Raw genomic sequence first — 11,471 nt, 5'->3', positions numbered from 1 at the left:
ACTCACGCGGCGTTGCTCCGTCAGACTTGCGTCCATTGCGGAAGATTCCCTACTGCTGCCTCCCGTAGGAGTCTGGGCCGTGTCTCAGTCCCAGTGTGGCCGATCACCCTCTCAGGTCGGCTACGCATCGTCGCCTTGGTGAGCCGTTACCCCACCAACTAGCTAATGCGCCGCAGGCCCATCCGTAAGCCACAGCTTGCGCCGTGTTTCATGATCTCTCCATGCGAAGAAACCAGCTATCCGGTCTTAGCTACCGTTTCCGGTAGTTATCCCGGTCTTACAGGCAGGTTGCCTACGTGTTACTCACCCGTCCGCCGCTAACCCCGAAGGGTCCGCTCGACTTGCATGTATTAGGCACGCCGCCAGCGTTCGTCCTGAGCCAGGATCAAACTCTCCAATAAAGGTAAAACTTTATCGAACAGAGCTGATTAAGCTCAATCTTTAATGCTGACGAGAATTTTCATTCTCTTATTGCACTCACTCGTTGTTCAGTTTTCAAAGAGCAATGATCCGACAAGGCTTATTAAGACTGTCTTTTCAGCTTGTCGTTTGTTGTCATCCGTTTCAGCGGCGACTTTTATAATATAACACATTTACCTAGCTAATTGCAAGCATTATTTTTATTTTCGCTCGTTCCAGTCATTGGGATGCTGATCCGCAGAACCAGAACGTGTTATAAGGTAACATAAATTGCGTTTTAAAGTCAAGCCTTTTGAGAAGAAAATTTAATGATGCATCCGGTTCCGCGCATACCGTGAAATTTCCTTGGGTGATGCGAGCCGCGCATACATCCGAAAGACCGTCTTGTACCTTGATTCGATGGCTACCTTAATGTCCGCATCAATCCTTTTGTCATTTAAATCAAACAGCATTTCGTCCAACTCTTTGCGAAGCACGTAATCCAGCTCTCTACATTCCCGTTCATTGAACAAAAAACCAAGCATCCGTCATAGAGCCCCTTTCAGAATTCGATTCAAGAGCGCAAAAAGGGATCCCTTCAAAGCACAACGATTCATAATGAAAGGTCGGCGCATACGAAGGCATCCCCGGGCTGCCAAAACCATCTTGCTCGCTTTACTGTTATGCTCAGTTTTTGGCAATTTTATGAGTAGCTGATTTTTTTATTTTTAAGCTTTGGCCAACCAGAACGTCAACGTGCTTTCTATAAGAGCCGCAACGAACAAGAGAAGCACCAGGGAAAGCCCAACCGGCACCAAGGACTTCATAAAGGTGCGGAGCTCTTCGAAGGCTTTAACGGAACGAGCCGGGCTCAGCATGGAGAACAACGTTTTGATGACGAGCAGTCCGAAGCGAATTCCAAAGGCGCACGCAATGACGACCGCCGGTATTTCAATAATGCCGTGGGGAAGGATCGTCTTGGCTACAAAGAGCCATGATGCTTTTTGCGCGGACAGAACCGCAATATATCCTAGAATCATGCCGTTGGCCATTAAAAAGAATAGCGGAAATACGCCGAAGAACACGCCCAATACGATAATCAATAAAGATTTTGACGTATTGTTCCAGAAGATTAGCCAAAACAATTGCCACTGCTGATTAGGCACGTCGGGGATTTTCTTCGTGATTTCCTGCAGTGCCTGCACTTGGCTTGCCAGAAACGACTGAAAATGATCCGAAAATCCTGCTCCCAGCACCAGTCCTACCAGAAAAACAAGGGAGGAGGCAATAAAATAATGCTTCATGATTCTTATCTGGGCCGAAGCCAGCTTCCAATTCATCAAGAGCCCTCCAATCATTTGTTAGCATAAGTTAGTGGTACGAGCATACATTTTTAGTAATTCCATAACCAAGCCTTAATCGCAAGAGACGGGCAAAGGAGGCAGTCCATTCCATGAATTTCTTTTATGTAGTGAACGGAAAAAAGCTCAAGCAAGCCTTAATCATTTGCGTTGCCGTGCTGTTTGCGATCGGGATCATCTATTCGGAGAAGGGGAACGTGTCTGTTTTTTCTCAGAATGAGCCCGCGGCCGTCTACAGTGTGACTACCGATAAGAAGCTGATCGCTTTGACGTTCGATATCAGCTGGGGCGAAGTGCGAACCGAGCCGATCCTGAAGGTGCTGGAGGACAAAGGGGTTAAGAAAGCGACCTTCTTCCTTTCCTCGCCCTGGAGCAAGAGCCATCCCGATCTGGTGAAGCGAATCGTGAGCGGCGGCTGGGAAATCGGCAGTCACGGCCATAAGCATGTCAATTACAGCAGCCTGAATGATGACGAGATCCGCACGCAAATCAAGACCGCCCATCAGATTATAAGCGAAACGACAGGACAGACGCCGAACTTGATCCGGATGCCGAACGGCGATTTTGACAAAAGAGTGCTTCGTATTGCTAACGACTTAAATTATAACGTGATACAGTGGGATACGGATTCGCTCGATTGGAAGAATCCGGGCGTGGATAATATTGTTAATCGTGTGGTGACCAATGCTCATCCAGGAGCGATCGTATTGCTGCACGCGAGCGACTCCAGCAAGCAAACGCATGAAGCGCTCCCGATCATAATAGATAAGCTTCGCGATAAGGGCTATGAATTCGTAAGCGTGAGCGAGCTGATGAAGCAAACGCAAGTGAGCAACAAGCCTCCGGTCGAGGATCAAACGATGAAGCAGCTGAATTAATCATCTATGCAAAAGAGCAAGAGCCGTCATAGCGGCTCTTTGTTTGTTTTCAGCACTTTGGTTAAGATTAAGATTTGCCACACATTGCAAAGATATAAGGGCGACATCATAAAAATAGTGGATGCCGCGTTATTGAGCCGAAGCGCGGGAACGGCTTCCATAGCGGTTACCGAGACCAAGAAAAACATCGTCGGGATCCATGCGCTGCGATGGGTCAGCTTTACTTTCCACCAGGAAGCAACGAGGGAGCAGACGACCAGGATACAAGGAAGCACGGCAAAGCTGAGCCACCCTGTCGCTTCTTGCGATCCGCTGTAACGCAAATAAATGAGATCGAAGAGGCTATAGGCTATAACAAGCAATTGGAGCGAATCCCAGGTTACTTTATTACGGATGATTCCCATCATAATGAAACGCACGATCAAGTAGGCGAAGAAGCCCATTTGGCTTAGGACGCTGATCGTGGCGCCGCCCAGCAGCATCGTAATGAAGCTGAATCCGATTTCTTTGCCGCCGATGCTCAGCTGTTGATCGGATAATTGCAGCATTAAACCGGCAATGACAGCCGCGGCCGATCCGATAAGCAGCGTGGTCCAAAATAAATAAAACCATTTCCGAATTGTCACTTGAAGCTTACCCCCACAATTTGTTTCAACACCTCATTCTATCAACGATCGCCGGAAAAAGCCAATTGACATTTGTGTTAAATCGGCAGCCAATAAACCATACTAAGCTTAAAACGACGGAAAGGAGCCCGAACCGATGAAAGTGCGATGGCTACGAAATGTGCCTCTTCTCCTCATCCTTGGCTTCCTGACGGCCTGCGGATCCGAATCGCAAGCTTCATCAACCAGCGGCAATGCTTATAAGGATACCAAATCCATGGTGCTGGATATTCTCAAGACGGAGGATGGCCGGAAAGCCATTCAAGAAGCCGCGATCACACAGAATGCAAAGATGCAGGTTCTATCTGCCGGAGATACTCAGCAGCTGCAGCTCGCAGTCAAAGATGTGCTGGTCGATACGCAGAATACGCAATTTCTCCAGAAAATGATAACCGATCCGCGGTTTGCCGGGCAATTCGCCAAAGCGGTGCAGGCAGATACGAAGCAACTTCATAAGGACTTATTAAAGGATCCCGAGTATCAAAAATCGATGACGGAGGCCATGAAAAGCCCTGATTATCAAACGATTCTTCTTGATACGATGAAGGGTACGCCTTATCGAACCCAAATGAAGACGGTCATTCAAGAATCGCTTTCAAGCCCGATATTCCGTCTCGAGCTGATGGATCTGATGAAGAAGGTGCTGCAGGAGGAGTCGATGCCGAAGGAGCAAAAGGGCCAGAAAGGCGGCGGCAAGGGCGGCGGCGGTCAGAAACAAGGCGGCGGCTCGGGCGGCGGTTCAGGCGGCGATCAAGGTTCCGACAGTGGCGGCTCATAGTAACAAGCAAAAGGACCGGCTTTAGGCCGGTCCTTTATTGTCTAGGCGGGATATGATTTGCTTGGCCAAATCGGTATAAATTTGTCCGGTTTCCGAGTCTGCCTTATATACGGAAGGGGAGTAATCCGGTTCGGCTACATGATTATCCGGAACACCAAGCGGAATTTGCGCAAGCAGCGAGCTGTGCAGCTCTTCCGCAAGCTTGGCCCCGCCTCCCCGACCGAACACATAGTCCTTCTCCCCGCAATGGCTGCAGGCGTAATAAGACATATTCTCCACGATGCCGAGAATCTCATGCTCCGTATGAAGCGCCATCGCTCCCGCACGCGCGGCGACAAAAGCGGCCGTAGCATGCGGCGTCGTCACGATGATTTCCTTGCTCTGCGGAATCATCTGGTGGACGTCCAACGCCACGTCTCCGGTTCCCGGCGGCAAGTCCAGAAGCAGGTAATCGAGCTCGCCCCACGCCACTTCGTTAAAGAAGTTGCGAAGCATTTTGCCGAGCATCGGCCCTCTCCAAATGACCGGGGTATTCTCTTCCACGAAGAAGCCCATCGAGATGACCTTTACGCCGAACCGTTCAACGGGAACGATTCGGTTGTTTGCCATTTGCGGGCGTTCCTCGATCCCCATCATATCCGGCACGCTGAATCCGTAAATGTCGGCGTCCACGAGACCTACCCGCTTGCCGAGACGCGCCAAGGCAACGGCCAGGTTGACCGTCACCGTCGATTTGCCTACACCGCCTTTGCCGCTCGCGATAGCGATGAACTGTACGCCCGATGCCGCATCCAGAAGATTCGGCGCTTGCTCGGCGGGTGCCGCCTGCTGCGCTGCCCCTGTCTCCTGCACCAAGCGAGCCGCTTCGCTGCGCTCGTAATCGGAGATCGGACGGAACCGCAGATGCACCGACGCGACCCCTTCGCCGGTAAAGGCTTCCGTTATTACCCGCTGCAGCTCGTCTTTATAAGCTTCGTCCTCGGCCGAAAGCAAGAGCGTTGCAGAGACCTGGTTCTCTTTCACCATCATATCACGTACAAATTTCAAATCGGTCAGCGGCAACCCGAATACCGGATCGATCAAATGCTGTACCGACGCTAACAATTGCTCCCTAGTTAACACTCTCGTCACCCCAGCCTTATGGTTGTTATCTCTACTGCTTTCACTGAGGATCATTATACCATAATTTTAATTGGTGCCCACTTTTTCACCGGAGTAATAACGAAGAATGCCTTGATAAATGGAAGCGGCGACCTTTTTCTGGTAGGCCGGATCCCGCAGTATCTTGGCTTCCGGAGGGTTCGACAGAAAGCCGACCTCGACCAGAGCGCTCGGAATCTTCATCGCTTTAAGCAGATAGATTTCCTTATCCGACTGCTTCGCTACCCGGTCGGTATTGTCCAGATTTTTGCGCAGCTCAGCCTGGATTAAGGCGGCCAGCCTGGCGCTGTCGGTTTGACCCGGGTAAAAGAAGGTCTGTGCGCCCGACCACTTCGGCGAGGGGATGGCATTCAAATGGACACTTACCAGAAGATCGGATTTTTGCTGCGTTATAAACTCTGCTCGCTTCAGTAAATCCTCCGTTTTCCTGCGGCTGTACCCTTTGGTCTGCGGATCCGCCAAATCGGTATCATCCTCGCGGGTCATGACGACAAGCGCGCCGGCTTCCTGGAGATAATCCCGGACATAACGGGTGATCGCCAAATTTACGTCCTTCTCGGACAAGCCGTCTTTGCTGACGGCGCCCCCGTCCGGCCCGCCGTGGCCGGCGTCGAGCGCAATGATTTTGCCCGAAAGCGGCATCGTCCAATAGGTCCATGTTTTGGTTGCGGGCAGCTCGTACGTGAACATGAACAGCATCAGTGCGATCAAGAGAGCCGACATTACAATCTTCAGCCCGCTGTGTAAGGTCAGCCAGACAATGACCCTCTTCTTTCTTCCGAACATGAAAAAATCCACCTCACATCCCCATAGACTCCTTACTATCTATATGGGACAGGGTGGACAAATATACGTTACCGCAAAGACAGGCTTAAACTTGATATTCCGGTTCTCTCATGCCTTCAATGAGAATCTTGGCGACCTCCGGACGGGAGAACTCCGGCGGAGGGCACTCTCCCGCGCGCAGCAGCGCCCGGACCTTCGTACCGGACAGCGTGAGATGGTGCTCTTTGCCGTGCGGGCACGTTTTGCTCGAAGCCATATTGCCGCATTTGGTGCAGAAGAAGCTGTGCTCGAAGAACATCGGTGTAATCCCAAGCTCCTCCGCCGTGAAGTTGCGGAAAATTTCCTGCGCCTCATACGTTCCGTAATAGTCGCCAACGCCGGCATGGTCGCGGCCTACGATAAAATGCGTGCAGCCGTAGTTTTTGCGGACCATCGCATGGAATATCGCTTCGCGCGGACCGGCATAACGCATGGCTGCCGGGAACACGCCCAGAAAGACGCGGTCTTCCGGATAGTAATTCTCAAGAAGCGCCAAATAGCTCTTCATCCGCACATTCGCCGGCACGTCATCGGATTTCGTCTCACCTACGAGCGGGTTCAGGAAGAGGGCGTCGACGATTTCCATGGCACATTTCTGAATGTACTCATGGGCACGGTGAACGGGATTGCGCGTCTGGAAGCCGACTACGGATTTCCAGCCTTTTTCCGCGAAAATTTTACGGGTTTCCGCCGGATCGAAGTAAAACTCCTCGAATTTCTCCGGCTTCGGACGGTTGAGCACGCGAACCGGTCCGCCTACATAAGTAGCCGGCTTCGTAAACAGCTTCTGTACGCCCGGATGCTCCATTTCGTCGGTTTTGAACACTTTAACCGCTTCATGCCGTTGATCGACGTCATAGACGCTCTCAACGGTAATGATCCCATATACAATGCCGTCATTTTCCCCGACAAGGGCTACTTCTTCCCCGATCTCAAAGCCGTGAGCCGAATCCGGTTCAACGCCCAACGTAATCGGAATACTCCATACGTTGCCGTCCGCCAGACGCATGCGCTCGACGACGGAGGTATAATCCTGTTCGTTCATAAAGCCTGTCAGCGGGGAAAATGCCCCTACGCCGATCAGATCGAGGTCGGAGACGGTCCAAGCGTTTACTTTCAACCGGTACAGCTTCTCCGCTTTCTTCAGCAGCTGCTCGCGCTCTGCCCCTTCCGCTACGCGGTTAATCAAAGTCCCGCCGTGCGGACGAATGGTTTCTGTCATGGTAAATTCCTCCCAGCCGCGAATTGTTGTTTGTAGTATGACCTCAGCTTATTTATGCAAACCGCATTCCGTCTTCTCAAAGCCTGCCCAACGTCCCGCTCTAGGATCTTCTCCAGCCGCAACCGGACGCGTGCAATGCTCGCAGCCGATGCTTGGGTAATTGCGGTCATGCAGCGGGTTGTAAATGACATTATTGGTGCGGATATAGTTCCAAACATCCTCCGAGGTCCAGCCGGCCAGCGGGTTGAACTTCACCAAACCGAACTTCGTATCGTATTCCACTTTCTTCGTGTTGGCGCGCGTAGGAGCCTGGTCACGGCGAATCCCCGTAATCCAAGCGTCGTAGTTTTTCAAAATATCGGTCAGCGGATCGACCTTCCGGATATTGCAGCACTGCGTAGGATTGCTCTTCCACAGCTCATCGCCGAACTGGGACGCTTGTTCGTCAAGGGTCAGCTTAGGAAGTACTTGAACGAATTCCAAGCCGTAGCGCTCTTGAAGCTGGTCGCGGGTTTCATAGGTTTCTTTGAAGTGGACATTCGTATCCAAGTAAAAAATATCGGTCTTCGGGCTGATCTTCTGGAGCATGTCGACGAGTACGACGTCTTCAGCCCCGAAGCTACAAGCCAGCGTAATGCTTGGGAATCTTTCTACCGCCCAGGCTAAAAGTGCTTCCGGCGATTGATTCTCGAACTCTTCAGCCGCTTGATGGATGAGCGCTTCTTTTTCCAATAAATTCATAGGTATAAGTACCTCCCATATTAATTCCGAGTATTATCATACGATTTATAAAGATTAATTTCATTATATCGTATCCCGACCTTTTGTCAATTTAAAATTTTGTAGGCGCTAGACTATCTTATTAATCTCAAGATCATTAGGTGAACGCGGATATGCAAAAAAAAGCCTCCTCGATCCGAGATCGAAGAGGCTTCGTTGTACAGGATACAAATTAACGCTTGGAGAACTGAGGCGCGCGACGAGCGGCCTTCAAGCCGTATTTCTTACGTTCCTTCATCCGTGGGTCACGAGTGAGGAAGCCGGCTTTCTTCAAGGAGCCGCGGAGCTCCGGATCTGCCTTCAGCAGAGCGCGGGAGATACCGTGACGGATTGCACCGGCTTGTCCGGAAATACCGCCGCCATGTGCAAGAACCAGTACATCATATTTACCCAAAGTTTCAGTCAGGTTCAAAGGCTGCTTAACGATCAGCTTCAAAGTTTCCAGACCGAAATATTCATCCAATTCACGCTTATTGATAACGATCCGGCCTTCGCCTGGTACCAAGCGTACGCGTGCTACCGAGTGCTTACGACGGCCAGTGCCATAATATTGAACTTGTGCCACAAGACAGTCCTCCCTTTAATTAACCGCGAAGTTCCCAAACTTCTGGTTGTTGTGCTTGATGCGGATGCTCAGAACCGGCGTATACTTTCAGCTTCGTCTTCAAACGGCTGCCCAGACGAGTCTTCGGAAGCATACCGTGAATCGCCAGCTCCAACAGGCGCTCAGGCTTGTTGTTCAGCATGTCTCCGGCGGAGGTCACTTTCAAACCGCCTGGATGCAGGGAGTGACGATAGTACATTTTGTTTTGCAGCTTCTTACCGGTCAGTACGATCTTCTCGGCATTGATGATCACGACGAAATCGCCGGTATCGACATGCGGAGTAAATTGCGGCTTGTGTTTGCCGCGCAGAATGGTAGCCGCTTCGCTCGCCAGACGGCCAAGCGTCTTGTCCGCAGCGTCGATGATGTACCATTTGCGTTCAACTTCATTAGGCTTCGCCATATATGTGGTACGCATGAAATGTTCCTCCTAAATCTATATCTGCCATGCAGGTTCGTAATAAATTCATAGTCATTTGTAATGGTTTCAGGACCCGGGGCCGTGGGGTAGCCAGTCAAGAAACACCAATTGATATCTTACACCATTTTGGCCCGGATATCAAGGGGATTTCCGTTATTCCGGATAAAAAACTTCCCACAGCATGAGACCGTGCGGCATAGCCGTCGGCCCGGCAGAAGCGCGGTCCTTCGCCTCCAGAATGGAACGCATATCGAGGCTCGTTCTTTTGCCTTCCCCCACTTGCAGCAGGGTTCCGACAATAATACGCACCATATTGTATAAGAAGCCGCTTCCGGACAAATAAATATGCACAGCAGTCGATTTCAAGTCCTCGTCCCAGGGATCACACTCCAGCCGCGCTTCGTAGATCGTCCGCACCGTAGATTTCTTCGTATTGCGTACCGAACAATAGGAGACAAAATCGTGCTGCCCGACGAGATGCTGCAGCCCTTCCCGCATCTCATCCAAATCCAGACGTGTCGGATGATGGAACTCCATATACCGTTTGAACAGATCCGGATACTTGCCGTACCGGATCGTATAACGGTAAGTCTTTCGTTTGGCCGATCTGCGCGCATGGAAGTGGTCAGGAACGATTCTGGCATGCCGCACCACGATATCGTCTGGAAGCCGGGCATTGAGGGCCAGTGCCCACCGTTCTACGGGGATTTGCGAGGCGGTAACGAAATTAAATACTTGTCCTCTCGAATGCACTCCGGCATCCGTTCGGCCCGAAGAAATCACTTTCACTTCCTCGCCGGTAAGTATCTTGATTCCCTGCTCCAGACATTCCTGAACGGTAATTTTGCCGGGCTGGACCTGAAATCCATGATAAGCCGTACCGTCGTAGCTGACGGTCATACATATGTTTCTCACGGCCGACCTCCGTGTATCCCCAATCCCTTTTCAGCCTACAAAAAAAAGGGTTTCATCAGAATCGTAAAGATCCCGTCCACCCTTTCCTATCCTTTGATTAAGCTCGATCAACCAGCTCTAGGTAAACCATAGGAGCTGCATCGCCGCGGCGAGGTCCGAGCTTCAAGATGCGAGTATAGCCGCCTTGACGCTCAGCGTAACGAGGAGCCAGATCAGCAAACAGCTTTTGAATCGCATCCTGGTTCTCATTCGCAGCTTCACGACGAACGAAAGAAGCCACTTGACGACGAGCGTGCAAGTCTCCGCGCTTAGCCAGGGTGATCAGTTTCTCCGCAATGGAACGCAGCTCCTTAGCTTTCGCTTCAGTTGTTTGGATGCGTTCATGTATGAACAAGTCGGTTACTAGGTCGCGAAACAATGCTTTCCGCGCGCTAGAGTCACGACCCAACTTTTGGTATGCCATGGGTAGATCCTCCTTCTGCTTGATTATGGAGGTTCCGTCTAAGTACGCTTAATCTTCCATCCGCAAGCCCAAGCCAAGCTCTTCGAGCTTTTCTTGCACTTCTTCGAGAGATTTGCGGCCCAGATTCCGAACCTTCATCATATCTTCTTCGGTTTTAGTAATCAATTCTTGCACCGTGTTGATGCCTGCGCGCTTCAGGCAGTTGTAGGAACGTACAGAAAGATCCAGCTCTTCGATAGTCATCTCAAGCACTTTCTCTTTCTTGTCCTCTTCCTTCTCTACCATGATCTCGGCATCCTTCGCTTCGTCGGTCAAACCGACGAACAGCAAGAGATGCTCCGTCAAAATTTTGGCGCCCAAGCTTACGGCTTCTTCCGGTCGGATACTACCATCGGTCCAGACTTCGAGGGTTAGCTTGTCATAGTTTGTGACTTGGCCGACACGAGTGTTCTCCACACTGTAGTTGACGCGGGTGATTGGAGTATAAATCGAATCGATCGGAATGACGCCGATCGGCTGATCTTCCCTCTTATTCTTATCCGCAGCAACATATCCGCGGCCGCGGCTGGCATGAATTCTCATGTGCAGACGGGCATCGGATGACAGCGTCGCAATGTGCAGATCAGGGTTCAGGATTTCCACATCGCTATCGCCTCGAATATCGCCGGCCACAACAGCTCCTTCCCCTTCAGCATCAATCTCCAACACTTTCTCTTCATCGGAGTGAATTTTGAGGGACAACCCTTTCAGGTTAAGGATAATCTCCGTCACGTCTTCCATAACACCAGGAATGGTGGAGAATTCGTGGAGAACTCCGTCGATATGCACGGAGTTGACAGCAGCCCCCGGTAAGGATGACAGCAGGATCCGGCGAAGCGAGTTGCCAAGCGTCGTACCGTAGCCTCTTTCCAAAGGCTCTACGACAAACTTGCCATACGTTCCGTCTTCGCTGGAAAGAACCGTCTCTATCTTCGGCTTTTCGATTTCGATCATGGTTTA

14 protein-coding genes and 1 rRNA gene are annotated in these 11,471 nt (G+C 51.0%); 2 read left to right on the top strand and 13 right to left on the bottom strand.

Annotated features, from left to right (window positions below; translation table 11 throughout):
• The 3 genes from O9H85_RS34125 to O9H85_RS34115 all read right to left on the bottom strand — a co-directional run.
• Nucleotides 1-401 (bottom strand): 16S ribosomal RNA (locus O9H85_RS34125); the annotation flags it as partial.
• Between the two features lie 324 nt (nucleotides 402-725).
• Nucleotides 726-944 (bottom strand): hypothetical protein, encoded by a 219-nt coding sequence (locus tag O9H85_RS34120; protein WP_269885829.1) that lies wholly within the window; start codon nucleotides 942-944, stop codon nucleotides 726-728.
• A gap of 183 nt (nucleotides 945-1,127) precedes the next feature.
• Entirely contained in the window at nucleotides 1,128-1,739 is a 612-nt protein-coding gene (locus tag O9H85_RS34115; RefSeq protein ID WP_269885828.1) for a stage II sporulation protein M, read from the bottom strand.
• Nucleotides 1,740-1,852: 113 nt separating this feature from the next.
• Here O9H85_RS34115 and pdaB point away from each other — a divergent pair, with 113 nt between their 5' ends.
• Nucleotides 1,853-2,638, top strand: coding sequence for a polysaccharide deacetylase family sporulation protein PdaB (gene pdaB, locus O9H85_RS34110; RefSeq protein ID WP_269885827.1), 786 nt, complete (start codon nucleotides 1,853-1,855; stop codon nucleotides 2,636-2,638).
• Between the two features lie 26 nt (nucleotides 2,639-2,664).
• Here pdaB and O9H85_RS34105 read toward each other — a convergent pair whose 3' ends face one another.
• On the bottom strand, nucleotides 2,665-3,264 hold the full coding sequence (locus tag O9H85_RS34105; RefSeq protein ID WP_269885826.1) for a KinB-signaling pathway activation protein: 600 nt from the start codon (nucleotides 3,262-3,264) through the stop codon (nucleotides 2,665-2,667).
• A 136-nt stretch (nucleotides 3,265-3,400) separates the two neighbouring features.
• Between O9H85_RS34105 and gerD the strand changes: the two genes are divergently transcribed.
• Nucleotides 3,401-4,081 carry a spore germination lipoprotein GerD gene (gene gerD / locus O9H85_RS34100; RefSeq protein ID WP_269885825.1) on the top strand — a complete coding sequence of 227 codons (681 nt, stop codon included), beginning with the start codon at nucleotides 3,401-3,403 and terminating at the stop codon, nucleotides 4,079-4,081.
• Nucleotides 4,082-4,102: 21 nt separating this feature from the next.
• Here gerD and O9H85_RS34095 read toward each other — a convergent pair whose 3' ends face one another.
• From O9H85_RS34095 to O9H85_RS34055, 9 genes are all read right to left on the bottom strand, one after another.
• Nucleotides 4,103-5,203 (bottom strand): Mrp/NBP35 family ATP-binding protein, encoded by a 1,101-nt coding sequence (locus tag O9H85_RS34095; RefSeq protein ID WP_269885824.1) that lies wholly within the window; start codon nucleotides 5,201-5,203, stop codon nucleotides 4,103-4,105.
• Nucleotides 5,204-5,269: 66 nt separating this feature from the next.
• Entirely contained in the window at nucleotides 5,270-6,028 is a 759-nt protein-coding gene (cwlD, locus tag O9H85_RS34090) for an N-acetylmuramoyl-L-alanine amidase CwlD (protein WP_269885823.1), read from the bottom strand.
• Nucleotides 6,029-6,113: 85 nt separating this feature from the next.
• Nucleotides 6,114-7,289 carry a sulfate adenylyltransferase gene (sat, locus tag O9H85_RS34085; RefSeq protein WP_269885822.1) on the bottom strand — a complete coding sequence of 392 codons (1,176 nt, stop codon included), beginning with the start codon at nucleotides 7,287-7,289 and terminating at the stop codon, nucleotides 6,114-6,116.
• Nucleotides 7,290-7,337: 48 nt separating this feature from the next.
• Entirely contained in the window at nucleotides 7,338-8,030 is a 693-nt protein-coding gene (locus tag O9H85_RS34080) for a phosphoadenylyl-sulfate reductase (RefSeq protein ID WP_269885821.1), read from the bottom strand.
• A 211-nt stretch (nucleotides 8,031-8,241) separates the two neighbouring features.
• Nucleotides 8,242-8,634, bottom strand: a complete 393-nt coding sequence (gene rpsI / locus O9H85_RS34075) for a 30S ribosomal protein S9 (RefSeq protein ID WP_269885820.1) — start codon at nucleotides 8,632-8,634, stop codon at nucleotides 8,242-8,244.
• A gap of 19 nt (nucleotides 8,635-8,653) precedes the next feature.
• On the bottom strand, nucleotides 8,654-9,091 hold the full coding sequence (rplM, locus tag O9H85_RS34070) for a 50S ribosomal protein L13 (RefSeq protein WP_269885819.1): 438 nt from the start codon (nucleotides 9,089-9,091) through the stop codon (nucleotides 8,654-8,656).
• A gap of 156 nt (nucleotides 9,092-9,247) precedes the next feature.
• Nucleotides 9,248-10,009, bottom strand: coding sequence for a tRNA pseudouridine(38-40) synthase TruA (truA, locus tag O9H85_RS34065; RefSeq protein WP_269885818.1), 762 nt, complete (start codon nucleotides 10,007-10,009; stop codon nucleotides 9,248-9,250).
• Between the two features lie 97 nt (nucleotides 10,010-10,106).
• Nucleotides 10,107-10,472, bottom strand: a complete 366-nt coding sequence (rplQ, locus tag O9H85_RS34060) for a 50S ribosomal protein L17 (RefSeq protein WP_218095089.1) — start codon at nucleotides 10,470-10,472, stop codon at nucleotides 10,107-10,109.
• A gap of 48 nt (nucleotides 10,473-10,520) precedes the next feature.
• The gene (locus O9H85_RS34055; protein WP_269885817.1) at nucleotides 10,521-11,465 is read right to left on the bottom strand and encodes a DNA-directed RNA polymerase subunit alpha; all 945 of its coding nucleotides are present in this window, start codon (nucleotides 11,463-11,465) and stop codon (nucleotides 10,521-10,523) included.
• Nucleotides 11,466-11,471 lie beyond the last annotated feature (6 nt).

Source organism: Paenibacillus gyeongsangnamensis, from assembly GCF_027533625.1.
In the GTDB taxonomy this organism is placed as follows: Bacteria; Bacillota; Bacilli; order Paenibacillales; family NBRC-103111; genus Paenibacillus_G; species Paenibacillus_G gyeongsangnamensis.
This window is presented reverse-complemented; position numbering and strand designations above follow the sequence as displayed.

What these genes read in the sequence shown, in the direction of transcription:
- O9H85_RS34120 (WP_269885829.1), bottom strand. Translation starts at nt 944, where the DNA reads ATGCTTGGTTTTTTGTTCAATGAACGGGAATGTAGAGAGCTGGATTAC.
- O9H85_RS34115 (WP_269885828.1), bottom strand. Translation starts at nt 1,739, where the DNA reads ATGAATTGGAAGCTGGCTTCGGCCCAGATAAGAATCATGAAGCATTAT.
- pdaB (WP_269885827.1), top strand. Translation starts at nt 1,853, where the DNA reads ATGAATTTCTTTTATGTAGTGAACGGAAAAAAGCTCAAGCAAGCCTTA.
- gerD (WP_269885825.1), top strand. Translation starts at nt 3,401, where the DNA reads ATGAAAGTGCGATGGCTACGAAATGTGCCTCTTCTCCTCATCCTTGGC.
- cwlD (WP_269885823.1), bottom strand. Translation starts at nt 6,028, where the DNA reads ATGTTCGGAAGAAAGAAGAGGGTCATTGTCTGGCTGACCTTACACAGC.
- sat (WP_269885822.1), bottom strand. Translation starts at nt 7,289, where the DNA reads ATGACAGAAACCATTCGTCCGCACGGCGGGACTTTGATTAACCGCGTA.
- O9H85_RS34080 (WP_269885821.1), bottom strand. Translation starts at nt 8,030, where the DNA reads ATGAATTTATTGGAAAAAGAAGCGCTCATCCATCAAGCGGCTGAAGAG.
- rplM (WP_269885819.1), bottom strand. Translation starts at nt 9,091, where the DNA reads ATGCGTACCACATATATGGCGAAGCCTAATGAAGTTGAACGCAAATGG.
- rplQ (WP_218095089.1), bottom strand. Translation starts at nt 10,472, where the DNA reads ATGGCATACCAAAAGTTGGGTCGTGACTCTAGCGCGCGGAAAGCATTG.
- O9H85_RS34055 (WP_269885817.1), bottom strand. Translation starts at nt 11,465, where the DNA reads ATGATCGAAATCGAAAAGCCGAAGATAGAGACGGTTCTTTCCAGCGAA.